This window comes from Chitinilyticum litopenaei DSM 21440, from assembly GCF_000428145.1.
GTDB lineage: Bacteria > Pseudomonadota > Gammaproteobacteria > Burkholderiales > Chitinibacteraceae > Chitinilyticum > Chitinilyticum litopenaei.
In genome coordinates, this window is record NZ_KE386631.1 from 31,557 (window position 1) to 52,284 (window position 20,728).

The following is a 20,728-nucleotide window of genomic DNA, read 5'->3' on the forward strand; positions in this document are numbered from 1 at the left end:
TGTGGCTGGGTTGGCTCTGCTTCAGCCCGTTTGCTCAGGCCTGCTTGTCCGGAAATTCCGACTCTAGATAATCCAGGCCTTCCAGCAAATCGGGCAGGGATTTCAGGATGTGCGCCAGGCCGGCAATGGTGACGCCCAGCGAGGCGTTGATATCGTTCAGATTGATACCGTCGCTGAAGCCGAGCAGCACCTCGTCACCAGAGCAGGCCAGCAGCACGATGCCCACGGTGATGTTGAGGTAGCGGTTGCCGACAACTTGCCGGAGTGCGCCGGCAAGTTGTGCGCGCAGGGGCGGGCGGGGGGTCATGCCGGATTGCTGCTGCTGATCCGCTCGCCGCGTACCGTATGCACGCTGCTGCCCATATGCGCCGGGCGGGCGTGGCTGGCCCAGGGCTTGGCCTTGAGTACCCGCTGCATGTCGGCATAGCCGGCGGCGCTGCGCTCGAGAATCGACGAGCGCGAGAATTCGGCATCGGAGTCCGAAATCTGGTCGGCGGCCGGCTGGTAGATCAGGTGCACGATGTCGTAAGTCGCTTCGCCATTGTGGCTGTCCAGCAGCAGATCGTCGCTGACCGCGCTGACGTCGGCCTTGTTCTGGCGCGTCACGTGATGCAGGGCGCGGCGGTGATTGTGCAGGCTGGCCAGCTTGTCGATATGGTGGCTGGTGCGGCTGGCATACTGGATCTGCTTTTGTCGCCAGCTCACTTCATCCATATTGCGCGGCGCCTTGCCGTGCGCATCCCACAGATCGATCATGAAGACCAGCGTGTGGCCATCCTCGTCGCCTTCGTAAATGGCATCCAGCGGCGTGTTCGACACGCAGCCGCCATCCCAGTACAGCTCGCCCTCCACCTCGGTGGCGGGAAAGCCTGGCGGCAGCGAGCCGCTGGCGAGCACATGCTCGGGGCCGATTTGCTGCTGCTGGTTGTCGAAGAACACCAGGTCGCCGGTGGTGACCCGCGTTGCGCCCAGCGAGAGGCGAACGGATTTGCTGTTGATCAGCTGGAAATCCGCCAGTCTTTGCAGGGTGTCGAGCATCGGCGCGGTATTGCAGTAGCTGGCTTGCTCGGTCGGCATGTCTTTCAGCAGCAGCGGGCTGGGAAAGCGCGGTTGCCAGAAATTGGGCTGGCCGAAGGTGACCGCGCTCATGAAGCTGAGCTTGTTGTACATGCGGCGCAGGTCGCCGCTGAGCAGCTCGCCGCTCAGATCCGGACGGGAGATTTCTTCCCACAGGGTTTCCAGCTGCTGCAGGCGCTACGCCGGCGCCGTTCCTGCCAGAATGCAGGAATTGATGGCGCCGATGGAAATGCCCGCGAACCAGTCCGGCTCGAGGCCGGCCTCGTGCAGGGCCTTGTAGGCGCCGATATGGTAGGCGCCCAGCGCGCCGCCGCCCTGCAAGATCAATGCGATGCGTGGTTTCTTGCTGCTCATTGCAAACTCCCGGGGTGAGGTAATGACAGTTGTCCTCATCCTGAATAGACGGCATTGCGCGGATAGCAAGATTTATTTGCTGCGATGCAGCAAATTCTTTTTGCAGCGCAGCATGTTGTTGGAAGCTGGCGAGGCGCTGGCCGTGCCCGCCGCGTGCTGCTAGCTCAGCCCGAGTGCGCCAGCGGAAGCGCCATGCCCGAGAGCTCGGCCGGCACGCGCGGCATGAAGGCGCCGCTGCCGAGAATGTTGGCCGCCAGCCACAGGGCAACCAGCGCATACAGGATGCGCGGCAGCCAGGCTGCGACTTCGCTGGCGGTGTGCGCCAGCTCCTCGTCAAGCTGCCTGGCCAGGCGCAGCAGCATGGCGGCCAGCTCGCCGCTGGATTCGCCGGTATTCACCAGCGCCAGTACGCGTTCATCGCCGAGCCAGCTTGCCTTTGCCAGCGCCTGGGTCAGTGTTGCGCCATTTTTCAGGGCTGGCAGCAGGCGCCCGGCCTGCCGGCGCAGGCTCGCCGGGCCGATGCTGTCCACCGCGAGCGGGATGGCATCGAAGAGCGGCATGCCCGCCTCGGCCAGCAGGCCCAGGCTGGCGAGAAAATTGCGCTGCGCCTGGCGCACCATCCAGCGCCCCAGCAGCGGCAGGCCGAGCAGGGCATCCGCCAGTCCGCCACCGGGGGCATTCTGCGCTTGCCGCCACAGCCAGCGCAGGCCGGCGACCAGCCCGCCCAGCAGCAGCAAGGGTCCGATAATGCCCAGCACATAGCCGCCGACGCCGGTGCGCCCGGCGGCGACATCGGGAATCGGCGCCAGCAGCAGGCCCAGCACTACCAGCAGCGCCGGCAGTGCCAGCCGCGCCTTCACCTGGCCGAGCAGGCGCGCCTGCAAGGCATAGTGTTCACCCAGTTGCCGGTAGGTTGCCGCCGGGCTGCCGCCCGCGCAGGCCGCGCCGACCAGCTCGGCCTCCAGCGGCGTGAACAGCCGGCTCTGCCGTCCCGCCTGCCCTAGCGGCTGCCCGCGTGCGACGGCCAGCCGCATGCGCTCCAGCCGCTCGGCAAAGGGTTTGGGCAGGCGCAGACTCGCCAGCGCCCTGTCCGTCGGCAGGCCGGCAGTTTCCAGGGCGGCCAGCTGGCTGAAGAGTTCCGCACGCAGGGCGAGGGGAAGCGGTGGGGCGGATGCAGGCATGGCGACATGGCGGATAGTGGCTGGTGCTGCAGTATGGCCAAGCAGGCGGGAAGTGGCGAGTCGCAGGTAGAAGCCGGGCTTGTCACGCGCAATTGCCGGGATTTTGCTTTGCTCGATTTGTCCCTGTTTGACCCCTGGGCGGCGTCAGGACAGTAACTTGCTGCTGGGCATGCCGCAGGCGGAGCCGGCTTCGCTGGGGGCGGGTTTGGGCGGTAGAGTCTTGCCGGTCGGGAAGAGCCAAAGCAAAAAGGCCAGCAATTGCTTGCTGGCCTTTTTGACTGTCTTGGTGCCGACGGCAGGAATCGAACTCGCGACCCCCTGATTACAAGTCAGGTGCTCTACCAACTGAGCTACATCGGCTAAGAGGTGCGCACTATAGCAATCTCGACCGGATGGTGCAAGCGCTTTGGCCATGCTGGCAGGGGGCGTTTTCCGGTAATTTCAATAAGCGTTTGATCTGTCAGCTATTTCAGAAAGCGTTCCAGCAGCGTGTTCAGAAAGCGCCGGCCGGTGGCGCTGGGCGCGAGCCAGTTGCCGTTGCGCTCGAGCAGGCCGTCCCGGATGCCGCGCTCGATTTCGGGCAGCACGCTGGCGAGCGGCTGGCCGGTGCGTTCCTCGAAAATGGCGAGGTCGAAGCCGCCGGTCAACCGCAGTGCGTTGAGCATGAACTCGAAGGGCAACTGCTCGATACCTACCACCTCTTCGCTTTGCAGCGTAGAGCCTGCCTGGCTTTGCGCCAGATACTCACCGGGTTGCTTGTAGCGCAGCTGGCGGACGATCCTGTCGGGGAAGCTGATCTTGGCGTGCGCGCCGGCGCCCAGCCCCAGGTAGTCGCCGAAGGTCCAGTAATTCAGGTTGTGAAACGCGCGACGTCCTGGCCGGGCAAACGCGCTGGTTTCGTAATGCTCGAAGCCAGCGGCGGCGAGTCTGGCCTCGATGGCGTCCTGCATGTCGGCGGCGAGGTCGTCGTCGGGCAGCGCCGGCGGGTAGCGGTGGAACAGGGTATTGGGTTCCAGCGTCAGGTGGTAGGCCGACAGGTGCGTCGGCCCGCAGGCAAGCGCCGTGTCGATGTCGGCCAGCGCTTCGTCCAGCGTCTGCTCGGGCAGCGCGTACATGATGTCGAGGTTGAAATTGTCGAAGTGCTGGCGGGCGATCCCGATGGCGGCGAGCGCCTCGTCGCGGCCGTGGATGCGCCCCAGCGCCTTCAGTTTCGCATCGTCGAAGCTCTGGATGCCGATCGAGAGCCGGTTGACGCCAGCGTCGCGGTAGCCGGCGAACTTCTCGGCTTCAAAGGTGCCGGGGTTCGCTTCCAGCGTGATTTCGGCATCGGGAAGCAGCTTAACGCGCGCGCGTATGCCTTCGAGCAGCGTGTTGATGGCGGCGGCCGAAAAGAGGCTGGGCGTGCCGCCGCCCATGAAAATCGAGACGACAGGCCGGCCCCAGATCAGCGGCAGACAGGATTCCAGGTCGGTCAGCAGCGCGGCGATGTACTGCTGTTCCGGCAATCCGTCTTTTTGTGCGTGCGAGTTGAAATCGCAATACGGGCATTTCTTCACGCACCACGGAAAGTGGATGTACAGCGCCAGCGGCGGCAGGGCGGTGAGTTGCAGGCTGCCGGCGGGCCGGGCGCGGCGGATGCTGGATAGCGGGATGGTGTGCATGGCGGGAGGCGGGTGGTGGCAGCCGCGCATTATCGCAAAAAAAACAACCCGCCATGTGGCGGGCCGTTTGCCGGTTACAGGCGCAGGAAACCTTCGCGCTCCGGCTGCCAGGTGACTTCCTTCAGGCGCACGGTGACCTGGCGGCCACCCGGCGCCGGCCAGGTAATTTCCTGACCGACCGCCAGCCCCAGCAGCGCACTGCCGATGGGGGCGGTGATCGATACCTTGCCGGGGCTGCCGTCCAGTTCGTCCGGATAGCACAGCGTCAGCTCGAACTCCTTGCCGCCGGGCTGCATGACGAAGCGCGCGGTCGAGCGCATCGTCACCACGTCGGGCGGCATGTCCTGCGGCTCGCGCACGGCCGCGCGGCCCAGCTCCGTTTCGAGTGCCTCGGCTTCGGCAAAGGCGCTGGCGGGCAGGCGCTCCAGCAGCGCGTACAGGCGGGCGCTGTCGAGACTCGATACGGTGATGGGCGGCAGAGTGGTCATGGCGTGCTCCAACAAACAGGGCCAAAGAAAACAGGCCAGCATGGCTGCTGGCCTGTGAAGGTTGACTGGTTTAGACAAGCGGGCGCGGATTTGGTTCGCGCCCTGGACCTGTTCGTCCGTTCTGCCCTTGGGTATGTGCTTGCAGCCTTTGCAGTTGTTTGGTTGTGGCAGGACAGGCGCTTGGGTATCTTTGCTGTGCCCACCGTGTACGATCAGCGCGCGTCCCAGGGGTCGTACAGCGCGTCGACGAGCTTGTGCAGCACGTCCTTCATCTGCTGCGGGGTGACTTCCATCAAGAGGCCGTCTTCATAGGCGTCCTGCAGCATCTGGCTCAGCTCGTCCAGATTCTCGTTCATCACCTTGACCTTCTCGGTGCATGACACCACCGTGCCGTCGGCACGCGTCCAGATCGCGTAGCGTGCTTCGTTGCCGCAGGCGCTCATAGCCCGGTCTCCTGCAGCTTGGCGAGCAGCGCGCGGATGGCGCGGCCGCGGTGCGAGATGGCGGATTTCTCGTCGGCGCCGATTTCGGCGACCGTCTTGCCAAATTCCGGCAGCCAGAAATGCGGGTCGTAGCCGAAGCCGCCGTCGCCACGGGGCGCATCGACGATCTCGCCGGCGCAGATGCCGTCGGCGATCAGCGGCTGCGGATCATCGGCGCTGCGCACCAGCACCAGCGCCGCGTAGTAATACGCGCGGCGATCGGTCTTGCCGGCCAGCTCGGCGATCAGCTTTTCATTGTTGCGCGCGTCGGATTTCGGCTCGCCCGCGAAGCGTGCGGAGAGCACGCCGGGCTGGCCGCCCAGTGCGTGCACGCAGATGCCGGAATCGTCGGCCAGCGCCGGCAGGCCGGTGGCCGCCGCCGCGTGGCGCGCCTTGGCCAGCGCGTTTTCGATGAAGGTGGCGTGCGGCTCGTCCGCCTCGCCCACGCCCAGCTCGCCCTGCGGGATGACGACCCAGCCCAGCGGCTCGAGCAGGCGGTTGAATTCCTTGACTTTGCCGGCGTTGTTGCTGGCGAGAACGATCTTGTGCATGGCTCAGAAGGGCTTTTTGGTCAGTGTCATGATGTTGTTTTCGGTCTTGATCTGAAAGCGGCTGAGTACCGAATTCCCGATCAGGGCAATCTGCGGATCATTGCTTTCCGTTACCAGCGTCTTGACGTCGTACAGCGTCACGCCGCCGACGCGCAGCTGCGGGATGGTCACCACGGTGACGCGGATGACGCCATTGGCGGTTTGCGAGCTGCCGGCCTGGCCGCCGCTGAGGCTGACGCCCAGCTGCTTCGCGGTCGGCGCGGAGAGTACCAGCATGCTGGCGCCGGAGTCGATGGTGGCGCGCACGGTGCTGCCATTGATGGCGAGATCGGTATTGAAATGCCCCAGCTCATCGGCATTCATGACGATGGTATTGCTCCCGACCCCATTATTGCCCGAGGCTGTAGAGACATACCCCTGGCCAAGTTTCAGCGTGCGCTGCTTGCCGTCCACTTCGATGCTGGCGCTTTCGCCGTCGATGCGCAGCACGCGCAGGCCATCCAGCGTCTGCCCGGCGGAGAGCGTCTTGCGCTGGCCGTTGATGCTGAAAATGGCCTTGCTGCCCATGGTGGCAATCAGGGTGACTTCGGCTGCATGCAGCACGGGGGCAGCCAGCAGCAGGGCAGTGATCAGAATGCGTTTCATGAGGGCTCCTCGTTGGTCTCCACCGCCGCCAGCGCTGCTTCGATCAGCGGCCAGCCGGCATTTTTCAGTAGTGTGGCATCGGAGAGCATGCGTCGCCACTGTCGGCCACCACGCACGCCATGGAACAGCCCCAGCAGGTGACGGGCAATGATGCGCAACGGCACGCCGGCGACGAGCTCGGCTTCGATGAAATCGCGCAGGGCATGGATGACGGCATGCCGGCTGGCGGCGGCGCTGCCGGCGCCGTAATACAGGCGGTCCACCTCGTTGAGGAACCAGGGGTTGTGATAGGCCTCGCGGCCGACCATCACGCCATCGACATGCGCAAGCTGGGCGAGGCAGGCCTCATGGCTGGTGAGTCCGCCGTTGATGATGATTTCCAGATCGGGAAAATCCGCCTTGAGCCGGTGTACATAGTGGTACTTCAGCGGCGGAATCTCGCGGTTTTCCTTGGGCGACAGGCCCTTGAGGATGGCATTGCGGGCATGCACGATGAAGGTATTGCAGCCGGTATCCGCCAGCTGGCCCAGAAAATCGCGGACAAAGCCGTAATCCTCGACCGCATCGATGCCGATGCGGTGCTTGACGGTAATGTCGAGCGAGCAGGCATCCTGCATGGCGCGCAGGCAGTCGCCAACCAGCGCCGGCTCCAGCATCAGGCAGGCCCCAAAGGAGCCCGACTGCACGCGCTCGGAAGGGCAGCCCACATTCAGGTTCACCTCGTCATAACCCCAGGCCTCGGCGATTTTTGCGCAGCGCGCCAGATCGGCGGGGTCCGAGCCGCCGAGCTGCAGGGCCAGCGGATGTTCGATGGCGTCAAAGCGCAGATGGCGCTGCTGGTCGCCATGCAGGATGGCGCCGGTATTGACCATTTCGGTGTACAGAAATGCCTGGCTGGACAATTCGCGGGCAAAGCGCCGGTAGAAGCGATCGGTCCAGTCGAGCATGGGGGCCACGCAGAAGCGGCGGCGCGCGGGCAGGGCGGTGTCGGTAAGGGTCTGGGTCATTGGCGTGGCAGCATGGGGCCGTAAGGCTGGCGGGGCAGGCAAAGCCCGATTTTACGCCGGAAGCCCGTGCGCGTCGCGCCTGCGGGTGTCAGGCCGGTGTTTCCGGTGCTTGCCAGGGCCGGATTGCCGGGCGCGGTGTCTGGCGGACGGCTTATTTTCTGGCGGGGGCGGCGTCCCAGGCGGCGAAAGTCGCGGCGTTGTCCCGGTGCACGAGCGTTGGCGGCAGCAGTTCGGTATCGCGGTCGATGCTGCTGCTGCCCAGCCAGCCCAGCCCCTGTTCGGCGGCGCGCCGGCCCATGGTGGCGGGGGACTGGCTGGCGCTGGCGACGATCTGGCTGCCGGCGGCGATCTGTTTCACCACCGCATCCGAGCCATCGACCGAGCCGATCAGCACGCGTTCCAGTTTCCTTTCCCGCAGGTATTGCAGGCTGCCCAGCGCCTGCCGGTCGTTGATGGCGAAGACGGCATCAATGGGGGCGTGCTTTTTCTGGGCCTGCTGCATGGCCTGATGGCCGCCCCAAACCGAGCCCAGGCCGTTTTCCCGGTCGCTGAGCAGCTTGATGCCGGGGAACTGGGCCAGCGCGCTCTTGCAGCCGGCGACGCGATCAATCACCGAAGACACATTCGGGCCGTTCTGGATCACGACACGGCCCTGGCCCTTGAGCGTTTTGGCCAGGTGCTCGCACACCATGCGTCCGGCCAGCACATTGTCGGTCATCACCGTCTGGTTGGCGCCCTGGGCGCGCACATCCACGGCAATCACCACCACACCCTGGGTGCGGGCCTTGCGCAGGACCTCGGTGAGCGCGCCTTCGGCGGCGGCGCTGACGAGCAGCAGTTCGACATTCTGGGCCAGCAGCTCTTCGATTTGCGCGATCTGTTTGGGCGCATCGTAATCGGCCGAGCGGACCAGCATCTGCGCGCCGGGGCTGTGCTGGCGAATGCCTTCCTGCATGCCGTGCAGCAAAGCGACAAAGAAGGGGTTGCCCAGCGTGGCGATGCTGATGCCGATGCGGCGTGCCGGCGGCGGGTCTGCGGCCAGGGTGCTGCCGCCGCCGGCCAGCACCAGCAGGCTGGCCAGCAATGGACGCAGCCAGTGAAGCATCGTCATGGCCGCACCTCCTGTAAGCGTGTTGCCGTAAGTATTTGCATGCCAGCGCGGTGCTGCGCGGCTTGCTGACGGGCGGTCGGGAAATGGGCCGCAAATCCGGCGGATTTGCGAGCTGCTGTTGATGCCGAGCCGCAACAGCGCCTAAAGTCTGGCTTTGTTCTTGCCGTCCAGGAGTCCGCCATGCTGAATTTTTCCTTCCATGCCCCGACCCGCATCCATTTCGGCCGTGGCCAGGCCGCGCAACTGGCGCAGGAAATCCCCCCCGGCAGCCGTGTGCTGCTGACCTCGGGCGGCGGCAGCATCCGCAACAACGGCGTGCTCGACGCCGTGCTGGCGCAGCTGGCCGCCTGCACCGTGATCGAGTTCAACGGCATCGAGCCCAATCCGGAGTTCGAAACGCTGAAGCGCGCCGCAGAACTTGGCAGGCAGGAGAAGGTGGACTGGGTGCTGGCGGTGGGGGGCGGATCGGTCGCCGACGGCAGCAAGTTCATTGCCGCCGCCATCGATCTGGATGCGGACATCGACCCCTGGCTGCTGGTCGGCAACAAGACCCGGGTCAACAGCGCCCGCCCGCTGGGCGTGGTGCTGACGCTGCCGGCGACCGGCGCGGAGGCCAACAACGTCGGCGTGATTTCGCGCCGCGAAACGCTGGACAAGCAATCGTTCCGCAGCCCGCACGTTTTCCCGCGCTTTGCCGTGCTCGACCCCGAATTCACCTTCAGCCTGCCGCCGCGCCAGGTCGGCAACGGCGTGGTCGATGCCTTTGTCCACACGCTCGAGCAATACCTGACCTATCCGGTGGACGCGCGCGTGCAGGATCGCATGGCCGAAGGCATTCTGCAGACGCTGATCGAGGTCGGCCCGCAAACGCTGGCGCAGCCGCACGACTACGCCGCGCGCGCCAACTACATGTGGGCGGCGAACCAGGCGCTGTTCGGCCTTGTCGGCGCGGGCCAGCCGCAGGACTGGGCCAGCCACGCCATCGGCCACGAGCTCACCGCGCTGTACGGCCTGGATCACGCGCGCTCGCTGTCGGTGACCGTGCCGCATCTCTTGCGCTACTGCCGGAGCGACAAGGCCGCCAAGCTCAGGCAGTACGGCGAGCGCGTATGGGGACTGGCCGGCAGCGACGACGCCATCATCGATGGCGCGATTGCCGCGACACGCGATTTCTTCGCGCGCATGGGCCTGCCGGTAACGCTGGCCGAGGCCGGCATCGACGCCGCAGAGGCCGCCGTGCGCCTCGAAGCCAACCTGCCGCGCCACAAGCCGCAGCCGGTGGGCGAGCACGGCAAGCTCACCGCCGCCGATTGTGCCGCCATCGTGCGCATGTCGGTCTAGCGTCGCAGCCGGGGCAGGGCCATGGTTTGCCACCAGGTATGAGGCTGGAGCCATTCATATGCATTGGTCTGGTGGCGATGCACGGATGGGTATGCCGGCGATGTTTGCGGGCCGGCCCGCATCGCCTGTTCCATTCGCGCGGCATCGTGCTACAATCGCGGCCTCTGCGGGCGTCGTATAATGGTAATACCTCAGCTTCCCAAGCTGATGCCGTGGGTTCGATTCCCATCGCCCGCTCCAGATGCAAAACCCCTGAAGCCTGCTTCAGGGGTTTTTTTCTTGCCGGAGAATGCCATGCCGAGTATCGATCTGAACGCCGACCTGGGCGAGGGCTGCGGCAGCGATGCCGAGCTGATGCCGCTGCTGTCGTCGGCCAGCATCGCCTGCGGCGGGCATGCCGGCGACGCGGCGTCGATGCGCGAGTGCGTGCGGCTGGCGCTGCGCCACGCTGTGCGCATCGGCGCGCACCCGTCCTACCCCGACCGCGAGCATTTTGGCAGGCGGAGCCTCGTCCTGCCGCCCGAAACCCTGCTCGCCAGCCTGAGTGCGCAGTACCAGGCGCTGGCGGCCATCTGCCGGGAAGAGGGCGCGAGCATCGCCTACGTGAAGCCGCACGGCGCACTCTACAACGACGCCTGCCGCGATGCGGCGCTGGCCGCACGGCTTGCCGGCTGGGTCGCGACGCTGCCGGGTGCTCCGGCACTGATGGGCTTGCCGGGCAGCCGCCTTGCCATGGCCGCGCAGGACGCCGGCCTGCGCTATCAGGCCGAGGGGTTCGCGGATCGCGCCTACCGGGCCGACGGCGCGCTGCTGCCGCGCAGCGAGCCGGGCGCGCTGCTCGACGACGCGGCGGCGCTGGCGCAGGTGCGCGAGCTTGTCCTGCATCAACAAGTGCGCACAAAGGCCGGCGAATCGGTGAAATGCCGAATCGATACGCTGTGCCTGCACGGTGACAATCCAGCTGCAATCAGGCAGGCGCGACAGATCCGCGGCCTGCTCGACACGCTGTCCGTCACTGTGACATCCGCACAGATGTAAATGCTGCCGCGCCATGCGGCCCACCCGGCGGGCAGACTATGACAAAGCCATAGCACCGGGAGTCTCGCCATGTCGACCAGCCATCCGCGCGGTTTGTACCTGCTCTTCGCCACCGAGATGTGGGAGCGCTTTTCCTACTACGGCAACCGGGCACTGCTGGCGCTGTTCATGATCTCGGCGCTGTCGTTTGACAAGCAGTTCACCGCCGCGCTGTACGGGCAGTACACCGGCCTGGTTTACCTCTCGCCGCTGATCGGCGGCTATGTCGCCGACCGTTTCTGGGGCAACCGCCGCTCGATCCTGGTCGGCGGCGCGCTGATGGCGGCGGGGCAGTTCACGCTGTTTCTGGCCGGCAGCTTCTATACCCGGCTCGAGCTGGCGATTCCGCTCTTCTATTGCGGGCTGGGGCTGATCATCGCCGGCAACGGCTTTTTCAAGCCGAACATCTCGTCCATGGTCGGCCAGCTCTACAGCGCGCACGACAGTCGCAAGGATGCCGCGTACACGATCTTCTACATGGGCATCAACCTGGGCTCCTTCATGGCGCCGCTGGTGTGCGGCACGCTGGGCGACACCGGCAATCCGGCCGATTTCCGCTGGGGTTTTCTTGCCGCCGGCGTGGGCATGCTGCTGTCGCTGCTGGTGTTCAGGACGCTGCAGCATCGCTATCTGCATGCGCCGGACGGTGCGCCCATCGGCCTGCCGCCGCGCCGGCTGAGCGCCGAGGAGAAACAGCGCGTCGATACCTCGCTGACGACGGTGGACCTCGACCGCATGCTGGTGATCGGCGTCGTGTGTTTCTTCGTGATCTTCTTCTGGTCGGCCTTCGAGCAGGCCGGCGTGTCGCTGACCTTTCTCGCCAGCGAATCGACCGACCGCACGCTCTTTGGCTGGACCATGCCGACGGCGTGGTTCCAGTCGCTCAATCCCGTTTTTGTCCTGCTGTTCGCGCCCTTGCTGGCGCAGCTGTGGAGCGTGCTGGCGCGCAAAAACCGCGAGCCGGCGTCGCCGACCAAGATGGCCATCGGCCTCTTGCTGCTCTCCGCCGGTTTCCTGGTGATCGCCGTGGGCGTGCAGCAGATTGCGCCGGGCGTGAAGATGTCGATGCTGTGGCTGGTGGCGATGTACTGGCTGCACACGCTGGGCGAGCTGTGCCTGTCGCCGATCGGCCTGTCGCTGGTCAACAAGCTGGCGCCGGCGAAATTCGCCTCGCTCTTGATGGCGGTGTGGTTCCTGGCCAATGCGGCCGCCAACTGGTTCGCCGGCGTGCTGGCGGGCTTTTACCCGGAGGCCGGCAAGCCCGCGCCAGTGTTTCTGGGCTGGCAGATCGGCAATCTGGCGGACTTCTTCATGCTCTTCGTGGTGATGGCACTCGTCGCCGGGGCGTTGCTGCTGCTGTTGACCGGCGCGCTGCAAAAGCGGATGCATGGGGTGAGGTGATATGGGTATGTGCCTACAGCCTTTTTTATGAAATAGCGCTTGGGTGCATGGGGTTCAGGGTATCCCGATTATGTCTCTCTTTCAGGAACCCTTTTTTCGTCATGCCCGCGAAGGCGGGCATCCAGAGCAAAGCTTGATTTCACACCGTCATCTGGATTCCCGCGTACGCGGGAATGACAATTCTGAAGCAGAGACATAATCAGGTAGGGTATTCGGGGTGATTGTTGTTTAGCGCCTGCGGCGCGGTATTTGCATGCCGGTTCCGCCCGGCGAACGGGAAGGGGGATTTGTCTCGGCAAATCCCCCTTCACCCCAAAGCCGAGCCCGGTGCCAGCAAGCCGGCATCGCGCGACGCTAGGCGGCAAAGCCGCCAAGCTCTGCGGTGACCGCCGGCCCTTCGGGCTGCCCTGCGATGCTCGCAGGCCACAGCGCGGGTTCGAAACTCGCCCTTCGGGCTCAAACATCTCACCCGCGAAACCCTGTGGCCTGCTGTGCTTCTCGGCGGCTCCAGGGCGGGGCGTGCTAAACAGCATGGTGGTATACCCATTTGGTGATAAGCCTAGAGCCCAATAAGAAAAAGGGTTGTAGCTTCATACCCAAGGAATAAACCTGCTGGAAGGCGCTTCGTTTTTCCGCCCTACGAATTACCACCTTGCAGCACCCAATGCCCTGAAGTCGCCGAGAAGCGCAGAACTCCCCTATGGCATGGTTGAGCCAGTTGTTTAACAGGGAGCGGTGCTGAGGCTGCTGTGATCGTCGATCAGCTGGAACGGCATTGCGTAGCTGATCTCGGGGCCAACGGTGCATTGCCTGACGTCGCTATCGGTGAAGGCATGGTACAGGGTCAGTGTGTAGCCTAATCCCTTGTAAAAGCCGGAGCCGCCGTCCGTCGCGGCTGCACGCAAAACGGAGAACACTGGTTTTTTCCCCTGTTTGGCTAGCCAGAAATCGCCTTCACCCAACGCATAAGGCAGTAAAACGGCAAGAAGCAAGCCAGCAATAAGGCCTGCCAGGAGTGCTTTGCCAGTTGATGCGGGTTTCATATTGTCCGACTCGCTGATGGAAAAACAGCCGCATGATCCATGCGGCTGTTTTTTTGGTGATGCGCCTTACTGCGCTTCGCCCTCGTCGGCCGGCTGGCCGCCTTCTTCCCAGGGCATGGGTACGGTGATGCCGTTGAGCACGAAGGTACCGCCGTTCAGGCTGGCCTTGGCCGACAGCATGCCGTTTTCCTCGATCAGCAGCTTCTGCTCGGTCAGCTTCGCGATCTGGCCCTCGACGAACTGGGTGGCCAAGAAGTCGATGTCTTCCTGGTTGGCCTGCGCGTTGATGCCGGTCAGCAGCGTGCGGAACTGCCAGATGGCCAGCGTTTCCGCGACCTTGCGCGGCACCTTGAAGTCGGCCTTGGCGTCCAGGCGCTTGAAGAACTGTACGCCGTTGTTCAGGTCTTCCGGTTTGAAGCCCTTCAGTCCGACAGCGCCGGTGAACTGCACGGCGCCATCGGGCACCTTGATGTCCAGCTTGGTGATGGCCAGGCGCGGGTCATGCGTGAGCAGCGGCATGCCGTCGGTCTGCGCCAGCTTCATCAGTGCCTCGGTGAACTGCTCGCTGCTGAGCTGCTGCTTTTGCAGGCTGGTCATCGCGGTGGCGAGCTTGGACAGCGTCGGGCCATGCAGGTGGGTGGCTTCCGCCTGCAGCACGGCCGGGCCGTAGGGCTGGTCGTCGAGCACCAGCTTGTCCAGCGTGATGTCGGCATTGGCATTGATGAATTCGCCCTCTTCGACAATCTTGCCGGCGTAGGCGATCTTGTTGAGCTGCAGCTTGAAGGGGGTGTCCTTTTCCAGCTGCAGGGCAAAGCTCTCGACAGACAGCGCCGTGCTGCCCAGCATCACGCCGGTCTTGCCGCGGGTGTTGTCGAAATTGAGCTGCAGGTTTTTCAGCGCGGCATTGAAATGGCCCTTGGCGCTGCTTTCCAGCAGCGGCGCGGTGGCGCTGAACTTGACGCGATTGAAGTCGCCGCCGTAATCCAGCGTGGCATCCAGCCCGCCCCACTTGGCCTTGAAGCCGGAGACGGCTTCCGAGTAGTCAAAGGCGGGCACGCGGATCTGCATCACGCCATCGTCATTGAAGGCGATGCGGTTTTCGATTTCGATCGGCGGCTGGTCGCCAAAGAACTGCTTGAGCAGCTTTTCGGTTTCCGGGGTGTACTTGAATTCGGTCGTGACCACGGCCTTGTACGGCGTCGGATTGAAGCGGCCGAGCAGCGGCAGCGGGCCGTGCTGGACGTGATTGACGAAGGTCAGTTCGATCTTGGGCAGCGTTTCGCCTTCGCGCTCGATCAGGAAGCGGTACATGCCAGGGTCGAGCTGCAGCGTGGTGGTCTCGGTCGAGCTGAACCAGCCCGGCTGGTAGTCGTGGTGCTTGACGATGAAGTAGGGCAGGCTGGCGATCCAGTCATGCTGTTTCTTCATGGTCTCGGCCACGGCGCGGCCGGCGTACCAGCTGCCGCCCACATGGCCCGCCACCAGCACGGCGATGGCGGCGCTGCCGGCGATGATCAGTTTACGTTTCACGCTTGCTGCACTCCTGCTCGGTATTTTGCTCAGCATATAAGAATCGAGGCACTGCGCGAAACTGCAGTCGTGCACAGCGGGTGCGACTGTCGGTTTCCTGCAGTGCCTCGTGGCAAATCTTCAGCCCATCAAGACTCAGATGCGGCGCGCCAGTTCCTCGGCAATGCCAAGATACGAGGCCGGTGTCAGTTCCTTCAGGCGCAGCTTCTCGTCGGCCGGGATGTCCAGACCGTCGATGAACACGGCCAGCGTTTCGCGGGTGATGCCGCTCTTGCCGCGGGTCAGCGCCTTCAGCTGTTCGTAGGGGTTGGCCACGGCGTAGCGGCGCATCACGGTCTGGATCGGCTCGGCCAGCACTTCCCAGTTGGCGTCCAGGTCTTTCAGCATCGCGTTGCGGTCGGCCAGCAGCTTGTTCAGGCCCTTCAGGCAGGACACGTAACCCAGCAGCGAGTAACCGAGGCCGACACCCATATTGCGCAGCACGGTCGAATCGGTCAGGTCACGCTGCCAGCGCGAGATCGGCAGCTTTTGCGACAGGTGGGTCAGGATGGCGTTGGCGATGCCCAGATTGCCTTCGGAATTCTCGAAGTCGATCGGGTTGACCTTGTGCGGCATGGTGGACGAGCCGACTTCGCCTTCCTTGACCTTCTGCTTGAAGAAGCCCAGCGAGATGTAACCCCACACGTCGCGGTTGAAGTCGACCAGGATGGTGTTCACGCGTGCGAAGTTGTCATAGAGCTCGCTCATGTAATCGTGCGGCTCGATCTGGATGGTGTAGGGGTTGAAGGTGATGCCCAGGCTTTCGACGAAGCGGCGGGCGAAACCCTCCCAGTCAAAGCCCGGGTAGGCCGACAGGTGGGCGTTGTAGTTGCCCACGGCGCCATTGATCTTGCCCAGCAGCTCGACCTGCTCAATGCGCTTCAACTGGCGTTCCAGGCGGTAGGCGACATTGGCCAGTTCCTTGCCCATGGTCGTCGGCGTGGCCGGCTGGCCGTGCGTGCGGCTCATCATCGGGGCGTCGGCCAGCTCGTGGGCCAGCTCCTTCACCTTGGCGATGATGGCGGTCAGTTGCGGCAGCAGCGCCTGCTCGCGCGCGCCTTTCAGCATCAGCGCATGGCTGAGGTTGTTGATGTCTTCGCTGGTGCAGGCAAAGTGGATGAACTCGCTGGCGGCCGAGACTTCCTGGTTGCCCGACAGGCGTTCCTTCAGCCAGTACTCGACGGCTTTCACGTCGTGGTTGGTGGTGCGCTCGATGGTCTTCACCTCAACCGCGTGTTCCGGGCTGAACTGGGCTACGACGGCATCCAGTTCGGCGATGGTGGCGGCACAGAAGGGCTTCACCTCGGCAATGGCCGGCTCGGCGGCCAGCGCCTTCAGCCACGCCACTTCAACGGCTACGCGGTTCTTGATCAGCGCGAATTCGCTGAAGTGCGGGCGCAGCTCGGCAAGCTGCTTCTCGTAACGGCCATCCAGCGGGGACAGCGCGGTCAGTGCGGAAAGATCCATGGCGACTCAAGTCCAGAACAAGGCAAAACAAAAGCGAAATTCTACCTGAAAACCGGCGGGCTGGTCCGCAAGCCACGCCAGGCGGGGGGGGGCGGTGCCGCAGCAGGCCCTTGATCGGCATCAATGATAAAGAAAAACGGAATCGTTATCGTTTGTGCTTTTGCGCGGAGGCGGACAATGGCGGGGCGGATGGCGGCGGTGGCGGGACAAATGACAGGCGGGCAACTCACGCGCCGGCGGCTCTTGCAGGGTTTGCTGGTGCTGGGCGCGCTGCCGCTGACCGGCATCGGGCGGGCTGCGCCGGTGCCGGAGGCGGGTGTTGCGCTGATCGGCGCCAGCTGGCGCGGCCCCAATGCCGGTGACGCCTATTATGCCGGCGTGCTGGAGGCTGACTGGCGCGCCCGCACGCTGCGCATCCGCTATGCCGTGCCGCTGCCCGGTCGCGCGCATGCGCTGCTGGCCGAGCCGGAGCCGGAGCTGGGGCTGCTGGTGCTGGCGGCGCGCCCCGGCAAGTGGCTCTTGCGTTGCAATGATCGTGGCGAGATCGTCCAGCACTTCGATGTGGCGGCCGAATCGGCGCATCGCCTGAATGGCCATGCCGTGTACTCAGAAGATGGCCGGCGGCTCTTCTGTACCGAAACCGACAGCCGTGACGGCAAGGGGCGCATCGGGGTGCGCGATGCGCGCAGTCTGGCCATGCTCACCACCTGGGATACGGGCGGGATCGACCCGCACCAACTGTTGCCGGATGCGGCGGGGAACCTGCTGGTGGCCAATGGTGGCGCGCCGCGCACGGCCAGCGATGCCAAGCATGATCTGCAGCGCATGGCGCCTTCGCTGGTGCGCCTCGAAACCGGCGCCGGCCGGCGCTTGGGGCAGTGGACCTTGCCCGACCCGCGCCTGAGCCTGCGGCATCTGGCCTGGGGGCTGCCCGATGCGGCGGGGCTGCGCTATCTGGGCATCGCCATCCAGGCGGAACACGACAGCCGCGCCGAGCGCGCCCGCGCGCCGGTGCTGGCCGTATTCGACGGTGAACGCCTGTGGACGCCTGCTGGCGGCAATGACGGAGTGGGTTACAGCGGCGACATTGTGACGGCTTGCGACGGCGGTTTTGCGCTGTCGAGCAATCAGGCCGGCAAGGTGCTGCTGTGGCGTCCGGGATTGCCGGACAAGCTCGAACAGATTGTGGACTTCAAGGAAAGCTACGCGCTGGCGCACTGGCCGGGGCCGCAGGCCAGCGGCGGCGTGATGGTGGCTACCGCCTTTGGCCTGGTGCGCTGGCATCCGCAGGCGCAGCCGGCATTTCTGGCCTGGCCAGAGCCCATGGCGCTCGACAATCACTGGATCAGCCTGGCCTGAAGCGGGGGCGGATGGCCTTCTGGTCACCTGTCAGCCGGCTTGTAAGTGAGAATGAATTACGATACCATATGAGTATGATTATCAATAACGATTTCTCATTCCGTCAGCATGGTCCGGTTTTTGCCCTGGTGCTGGGCCTGCATGCCGCGGCCGTCTTCGGCATGCTGCGGCTGGGGCCGCCGGCCTCCAGGCCGGAGCCGCTGATGGTGCAGCCGCTGATGGTGGCCATGGGCAGCCCGCAGCCCAAGGTGGCCCCCGAGCCGCCCAAGCCGGAGCCACAGCCGAAAAAAGTGGTCCAGCCCAAGCCAAAAGTCGTGAAGACCGCGCCCAGGGCGCCGGTTCGCCAGCCGGCTCAGCCGGTGCAGAGCGCGGCCACGATGGCGGTGGCGGCGGCCGAAACGCCGGTGGCGCCAGCCAGCGACACCCGCAGTCAGCCGGTTGAGCCCGCCGCGCCGGCGGCAGGCAGTGCCCAGCCCAGCAAGGCACCGGCGGAAACCGTCGCACCCAGTTTTCATGCGAATTACCTGAACAATCCGAAACCGCCCTATCCGCCGGCTTCGCTGGCGCTGGGCGAGGAGGGCACGGTGATGCTCAAGGTGCAGGTCAGCGCGCGCGGCGAGGCAGACCAGGTTGATCTGCACCGCTCCAGCGGTTTCCCGCGGCTGGACGCGGCCGCGCTGTCCACCGTCAAGCGCTGGCGCTTCGTGCCTGCCCGCCAGGGCGACACGGCCGTGTCCGGCACGGTAATCGTTCCCCTCAATTTCTCCATCAAGAAGGCTTAATGCAATGAATCTGTATCTGGTTCTGCACTCGGGTGATCCGGTGCTGGTGTCGACCTTTGCACTGCTGATGCTCATGTCCATTGCCAGCTGGTGCGTGATCGTGATCCGCGTGCGTCATTCCTGGCTGACCGGCCGCCGCCAGCGCGAATTCACCCGCGCGTTCTGGGATGCCAGCAACTGGGCGCAAGCCAGCGAGCTGGCGGTCGCCCACGATTCCCCGGCTGCCCGCCTGGCGCGCGCCGGTGGCGAGGGCCTGCTGCATTACCGCAATCACGAAAGCGCCGCACTGGGCAAATCGGTATCGCTGGATGACTATCTGGTGCGCAAGCTGCGCAATCACCTGCAACAGGAAACCGCCAGTCTCGAGCGCGGCCTGACCTGGCTGGCCACCGTCGGCTCGATCGCGCCCTTTGTCGGCCTGTTTGGCACGGTCTGGGGTATCTACAACGCGCTGCTCGGCATCGCTGCGGCCGGCAATGCCTCGCTGGCCACCGTGGCCGGCCCGATCGGCGAAGCACTGGTCGCCACTGCTGCCGGCCTGGCCGTCGCGATTCCGGCCGTGGTTGCCTACAACGCCTTTGTGCGCATCAACCGCCGCTTCAGCCAGGAGCTCGACGGCTTTACCCACGATCTGCATGCCCAGCTGCTGACCGAGGTGCACCATGGCGTTCGGTAGTTTCAGCGGGCAGGAACAGGCGCCGATGGCGGAAATCAACACCACGCCCCTGGTCGACGTGATGCTGGTGCTGCTGGTGGTCTTCATCGTTACCGCGCCGGTCATGAAGCATGCGGTGCGCGTCGAGTTGCCCAAGGCCGAAGCCGCCAAGCTGGAGGACAAGCAGGATGTCATCCGTCTGGGCGTCACCGCCGATGGCACGTTGAAGTGGGGCGAGGAGGATGTGGCCCGCGCCGACCTGCCAGACCGGTTTGCCGCCGCGTTTGCCAAGGATCCGCTGACCGAGGTGCATGTCTACGCCGACAAGGAAGCGCGTTACGAGCACATCGCGCAAACCATGGCGGCCGCTCAGCGCGCCGGTCTGAGCCGCATCGGGCTGATGACCGACGGCAGCGAATAAGCCTGGCTGGCCGTACTGCCGCGTGGCGGTGCGGCGCCCTGTCTGGCTGGATTGGATGGTTTTAAGCGTGGGTATGTTGCCATGGCCTTTCATTTGAAAAGGTTGTGGCTGTATACCCTGCGATCTATTGGCGCTGGTGCTACCCGGCAGCCTTGATTTACCCAAGCAATGGCGGGGCGACCCGCCACTATTTTTGTCCCAAAGAGAAAATGAGAATGAGAAACACGAGCAAAAAGCATGTGCGTCATCTGGCAAAACTGCCGGCGGCCGCAGCGCTGTTCGGCCTGACCGCCGGCCTGGTCCAGGCGGCCGACACCGTGCTGGCGCCGGTACAGGTGACGGCTGAAACCCGTGATCCGAACAGCACGGTCGGCACCTATGCCGCACCGACGGTGACCGTGGGTCGCACCAAGCAGGCACCGCGTGATGTGCCGCAATCGGTGACCAGCATTACCCAGGAATTGATGCAGGATCAGGATGCCAACACGCTCAAGGAAGCCCTGCGCAATGCGGTTGGCGTGACCTTCAACGCCGCCGAGGGCGGTGCCAGCGGTGACGGCGTGCGCCTGCGTGGCTTCAATACCTCGAACGACCTGTATCTGGACGGTTTCCGCGATTCCGCCCAATACAACCGCGACACCTTCAACCTCGACCGTGTGGAAGTACTGCGCGGCTCGGCCTCGATGCTCTATGGCCGCGGTTCGACCGGCGGCGTGATCAACCAGGCCAGCAAGACGCCGTTCAAGAGCAACTGGCATGAACCCAGATTGTCCATTAGCCACTTCGCAGTCCTTGGACAACCGGCGGAGCCGAAGCATTGGCCCAAAGTCCGGAGAACCAGGCGCGTTTGCGGCGGGGAATCGATAGCATCAGGTGGTTCTGCTTGCTGCCCTGACCCCACGCGCCGCCAATCGCCAGCACCAGCCCATGCAGCGTCGACAGCGTGTGCTGAACCCGGGAGCGCAGCACGGCCTGCCGAAACAGGCTCATCAGGTTGTAGGCCAGCATGGCAAAGCCCAGCGCAGCTTCGGTGGCCCAAAAATCCCGCATGTTGAA

22 protein-coding genes and 2 tRNA genes are annotated in these 20,728 nt (G+C 64.7%); 9 read left to right on the forward strand and 15 right to left on the reverse strand.

Annotated elements, in window-relative coordinates; translation table 11 throughout:
- Nucleotides 1–34 precede the first annotated feature (34 nt).
- The 12 genes from C515_RS0118205 to C515_RS21950 all read right to left on the reverse strand — a co-directional run bounded on the left by C515_RS0118205 (nucleotide 35) and on the right by C515_RS21950 (nucleotide 8,557).
- The gene (locus C515_RS0118205; RefSeq protein WP_028456662.1) at nucleotides 35–307 is read right to left on the reverse strand and encodes a hypothetical protein; all 273 of its coding nucleotides are present in this window, start codon (nucleotides 305–307) and stop codon (nucleotides 35–37) included.
- Nucleotides 304–1,170, reverse strand: coding sequence for a patatin-like phospholipase family protein (locus C515_RS21945; protein WP_051305101.1), 867 nt, complete (start codon nucleotides 1,168–1,170; stop codon nucleotides 304–306). Before C515_RS21945 ends, C515_RS0118205 begins: the two co-directional genes overlap by 4 nt.
- Nucleotides 1,171–1,254: 84 nt before the next feature.
- The gene (locus tag C515_RS23865) at nucleotides 1,255–1,431 is read right to left on the reverse strand and encodes a patatin-like phospholipase family protein (protein ID WP_158380884.1); all 177 of its coding nucleotides are present in this window, start codon (nucleotides 1,429–1,431) and stop codon (nucleotides 1,255–1,257) included.
- Between the two features lie 164 nt (nucleotides 1,432–1,595).
- Nucleotides 1,596–2,612 carry a type II secretion system F family protein gene (locus C515_RS0118220; RefSeq protein ID WP_028456663.1) on the reverse strand — a complete coding sequence of 339 codons (1,017 nt, stop codon included), beginning with the start codon at nucleotides 2,610–2,612 and terminating at the stop codon, nucleotides 1,596–1,598.
- A gap of 284 nt (nucleotides 2,613–2,896) precedes the next feature.
- Nucleotides 2,897–2,972, reverse strand: a tRNA-Thr gene (locus C515_RS0118225).
- Between the two features lie 104 nt (nucleotides 2,973–3,076).
- The gene (gene hemW / locus C515_RS0118230) at nucleotides 3,077–4,273 is read right to left on the reverse strand and encodes a radical SAM family heme chaperone HemW (RefSeq protein ID WP_028456664.1); all 1,197 of its coding nucleotides are present in this window, start codon (nucleotides 4,271–4,273) and stop codon (nucleotides 3,077–3,079) included.
- A gap of 74 nt (nucleotides 4,274–4,347) precedes the next feature.
- Nucleotides 4,348–4,761 (reverse strand): nucleoside diphosphate kinase regulator, encoded by a 414-nt coding sequence (gene rnk, locus C515_RS0118235; protein ID WP_028456665.1) that lies wholly within the window; start codon nucleotides 4,759–4,761, stop codon nucleotides 4,348–4,350.
- Nucleotides 4,762–4,973: 212 nt separating this feature from the next.
- Nucleotides 4,974–5,204 (reverse strand): hypothetical protein, encoded by a 231-nt coding sequence (locus C515_RS0118240; RefSeq protein ID WP_051305102.1) that lies wholly within the window; start codon nucleotides 5,202–5,204, stop codon nucleotides 4,974–4,976.
- Nucleotides 5,201–5,794: an RdgB/HAM1 family non-canonical purine NTP pyrophosphatase gene (gene rdgB, locus C515_RS0118245; protein WP_028456667.1), complete on the reverse strand. Its 594-nt coding sequence runs from the start codon at nucleotides 5,792–5,794 to the stop codon at nucleotides 5,201–5,203. The genes C515_RS0118240 and rdgB overlap by 4 nt, the downstream gene beginning before the upstream one ends.
- Before the next feature lie 3 nt (nucleotides 5,795–5,797).
- Nucleotides 5,798–6,439 (reverse strand): retropepsin-like aspartic protease family protein, encoded by a 642-nt coding sequence (locus tag C515_RS0118250; RefSeq protein ID WP_028456668.1) that lies wholly within the window; start codon nucleotides 6,437–6,439, stop codon nucleotides 5,798–5,800.
- Nucleotides 6,436–7,446, reverse strand: a complete 1,011-nt coding sequence (dusA, locus tag C515_RS0118255) for a tRNA dihydrouridine(20/20a) synthase DusA (RefSeq protein WP_081687063.1) — start codon at nucleotides 7,444–7,446, stop codon at nucleotides 6,436–6,438. The genes C515_RS0118250 and dusA overlap by 4 nt, the downstream gene beginning before the upstream one ends.
- 151 nt (nucleotides 7,447–7,597) lie before the next feature.
- The gene (locus C515_RS21950; protein WP_043650424.1) at nucleotides 7,598–8,557 is read right to left on the reverse strand and encodes a substrate-binding domain-containing protein; all 960 of its coding nucleotides are present in this window, start codon (nucleotides 8,555–8,557) and stop codon (nucleotides 7,598–7,600) included.
- Between the two features lie 180 nt (nucleotides 8,558–8,737).
- On the opposite strand from C515_RS21950, the gene C515_RS0118265 reads away from it, so the two are divergent.
- The 4 genes from C515_RS0118265 (at nucleotide 8,738) to C515_RS21955 (ending at nucleotide 12,376) form a co-directional block, all read left to right on the forward strand.
- A complete protein-coding gene (locus C515_RS0118265; RefSeq protein ID WP_028456670.1) occupies nucleotides 8,738–9,898 on the forward strand; it encodes an iron-containing alcohol dehydrogenase in 1,161 nt (386 codons plus the stop codon).
- A 166-nt stretch (nucleotides 9,899–10,064) separates the two neighbouring features.
- Nucleotides 10,065–10,138: transfer RNA gene (locus C515_RS0118270), tRNA-Gly, on the forward strand.
- A gap of 54 nt (nucleotides 10,139–10,192) precedes the next feature.
- Nucleotides 10,193–10,936: a 5-oxoprolinase subunit PxpA gene (pxpA, locus tag C515_RS0118275; protein WP_028456671.1), complete on the forward strand. Its 744-nt coding sequence runs from the start codon at nucleotides 10,193–10,195 to the stop codon at nucleotides 10,934–10,936.
- A 69-nt stretch (nucleotides 10,937–11,005) separates the two neighbouring features.
- Nucleotides 11,006–12,376, forward strand: a complete 1,371-nt coding sequence (locus C515_RS21955) for a peptide MFS transporter (protein ID WP_043650427.1) — start codon at nucleotides 11,006–11,008, stop codon at nucleotides 12,374–12,376.
- A gap of 722 nt (nucleotides 12,377–13,098) precedes the next feature.
- Here C515_RS21955 and C515_RS21960 read toward each other — a convergent pair.
- The 3 genes from C515_RS21960 to purB all read right to left on the reverse strand — a co-directional run bounded on the left by C515_RS21960 (nucleotide 13,099) and on the right by purB (nucleotide 16,455).
- A complete protein-coding gene (locus C515_RS21960; RefSeq protein WP_043650431.1) occupies nucleotides 13,099–13,419 on the reverse strand; it encodes a hypothetical protein in 321 nt (106 codons plus the stop codon).
- Nucleotides 13,420–13,485: 66 nt separating this feature from the next.
- Nucleotides 13,486–14,949, reverse strand: coding sequence for a YdgA family protein (locus C515_RS0118290; RefSeq protein ID WP_028456672.1), 1,464 nt, complete (start codon nucleotides 14,947–14,949; stop codon nucleotides 13,486–13,488).
- Between the two features lie 135 nt (nucleotides 14,950–15,084).
- Nucleotides 15,085–16,455: an adenylosuccinate lyase gene (gene purB / locus C515_RS0118295; RefSeq protein WP_028456673.1), complete on the reverse strand. Its 1,371-nt coding sequence runs from the start codon at nucleotides 16,453–16,455 to the stop codon at nucleotides 15,085–15,087.
- A 210-nt stretch (nucleotides 16,456–16,665) separates the two neighbouring features.
- Here purB and C515_RS21965 point away from each other — a divergent pair, with 210 nt between their 5' ends.
- The 5 genes from C515_RS21965 to C515_RS24440 all read left to right on the forward strand — a co-directional run bounded on the left by C515_RS21965 (nucleotide 16,666) and on the right by C515_RS24440 (nucleotide 20,727).
- The gene (locus tag C515_RS21965; RefSeq protein WP_043650447.1) at nucleotides 16,666–17,814 is read left to right on the forward strand and encodes a DUF1513 domain-containing protein; all 1,149 of its coding nucleotides are present in this window, start codon (nucleotides 16,666–16,668) and stop codon (nucleotides 17,812–17,814) included.
- A gap of 68 nt (nucleotides 17,815–17,882) precedes the next feature.
- The gene (locus tag C515_RS0118305; protein ID WP_081687065.1) at nucleotides 17,883–18,596 is read left to right on the forward strand and encodes an energy transducer TonB; all 714 of its coding nucleotides are present in this window, start codon (nucleotides 17,883–17,885) and stop codon (nucleotides 18,594–18,596) included.
- 4 nt (nucleotides 18,597–18,600) lie between these two features.
- Entirely contained in the window at nucleotides 18,601–19,272 is a 672-nt protein-coding gene (locus C515_RS0118310) for a MotA/TolQ/ExbB proton channel family protein (protein WP_028456675.1), read from the forward strand.
- Nucleotides 19,259–19,672 (forward strand): ExbD/TolR family protein, encoded by a 414-nt coding sequence (locus C515_RS0118315; RefSeq protein ID WP_028456676.1) that lies wholly within the window; start codon nucleotides 19,259–19,261, stop codon nucleotides 19,670–19,672. Before C515_RS0118310 ends, C515_RS0118315 begins: the two co-directional genes overlap by 14 nt.
- 239 nt (nucleotides 19,673–19,911) lie before the next feature.
- Nucleotides 19,912–20,727: a TonB-dependent receptor plug domain-containing protein gene (locus C515_RS24440; RefSeq protein ID WP_245575064.1), complete on the forward strand. Its 816-nt coding sequence runs from the start codon at nucleotides 19,912–19,914 to the stop codon at nucleotides 20,725–20,727.
- Nucleotide 20,728: the final 1 nt, after the last annotated feature.

What these genes read in the sequence shown, in the direction of transcription:
- C515_RS0118205 (WP_028456662.1), bottom strand. Translation starts at nt 307, where the DNA reads ATGACCCCCCGCCCGCCCCTGCGCGCACAACTTGCCGGCGCACTCCGG.
- C515_RS21945 (WP_051305101.1), bottom strand. Translation starts at nt 1,170, where the DNA reads ATGTACAACAAGCTCAGCTTCATGAGCGCGGTCACCTTCGGCCAGCCC.
- C515_RS23865 (WP_158380884.1), bottom strand. Translation starts at nt 1,431, where the DNA reads ATGAGCAGCAAGAAACCACGCATCGCATTGATCTTGCAGGGCGGCGGC.
- C515_RS0118220 (WP_028456663.1), bottom strand. Translation starts at nt 2,612, where the DNA reads ATGCCTGCATCCGCCCCACCGCTTCCCCTCGCCCTGCGTGCGGAACTC.
- hemW (WP_028456664.1), bottom strand. Translation starts at nt 4,273, where the DNA reads ATGCACACCATCCCGCTATCCAGCATCCGCCGCGCCCGGCCCGCCGGC.
- rnk (WP_028456665.1), bottom strand. Translation starts at nt 4,761, where the DNA reads ATGACCACTCTGCCGCCCATCACCGTATCGAGTCTCGACAGCGCCCGC.
- C515_RS0118240 (WP_051305102.1), bottom strand. Translation starts at nt 5,204, where the DNA reads ATGAGCGCCTGCGGCAACGAAGCACGCTACGCGATCTGGACGCGTGCC.
- rdgB (WP_028456667.1), bottom strand. Translation starts at nt 5,794, where the DNA reads ATGCACAAGATCGTTCTCGCCAGCAACAACGCCGGCAAAGTCAAGGAA.
- C515_RS0118250 (WP_028456668.1), bottom strand. Translation starts at nt 6,439, where the DNA reads ATGAAACGCATTCTGATCACTGCCCTGCTGCTGGCTGCCCCCGTGCTG.
- dusA (WP_081687063.1), bottom strand. Translation starts at nt 7,446, where the DNA reads ATGACCCAGACCCTTACCGACACCGCCCTGCCCGCGCGCCGCCGCTTC.
- C515_RS21950 (WP_043650424.1), bottom strand. Translation starts at nt 8,557, where the DNA reads ATGACGATGCTTCACTGGCTGCGTCCATTGCTGGCCAGCCTGCTGGTG.
- C515_RS0118265 (WP_028456670.1), top strand. Translation starts at nt 8,738, where the DNA reads ATGCTGAATTTTTCCTTCCATGCCCCGACCCGCATCCATTTCGGCCGT.
- pxpA (WP_028456671.1), top strand. Translation starts at nt 10,193, where the DNA reads ATGCCGAGTATCGATCTGAACGCCGACCTGGGCGAGGGCTGCGGCAGC.
- C515_RS21955 (WP_043650427.1), top strand. Translation starts at nt 11,006, where the DNA reads ATGTCGACCAGCCATCCGCGCGGTTTGTACCTGCTCTTCGCCACCGAG.
- C515_RS21960 (WP_043650431.1), bottom strand. Translation starts at nt 13,419, where the DNA reads ATGAAACCCGCATCAACTGGCAAAGCACTCCTGGCAGGCCTTATTGCT.
- purB (WP_028456673.1), bottom strand. Translation starts at nt 16,455, where the DNA reads ATGGATCTTTCCGCACTGACCGCGCTGTCCCCGCTGGATGGCCGTTAC.
- C515_RS21965 (WP_043650447.1), top strand. Translation starts at nt 16,666, where the DNA reads ATGACAGGCGGGCAACTCACGCGCCGGCGGCTCTTGCAGGGTTTGCTG.
- C515_RS0118305 (WP_081687065.1), top strand. Translation starts at nt 17,883, where the DNA reads ATGAGTATGATTATCAATAACGATTTCTCATTCCGTCAGCATGGTCCG.
- C515_RS0118310 (WP_028456675.1), top strand. Translation starts at nt 18,601, where the DNA reads ATGAATCTGTATCTGGTTCTGCACTCGGGTGATCCGGTGCTGGTGTCG.
- C515_RS0118315 (WP_028456676.1), top strand. Translation starts at nt 19,259, where the DNA reads ATGGCGTTCGGTAGTTTCAGCGGGCAGGAACAGGCGCCGATGGCGGAA.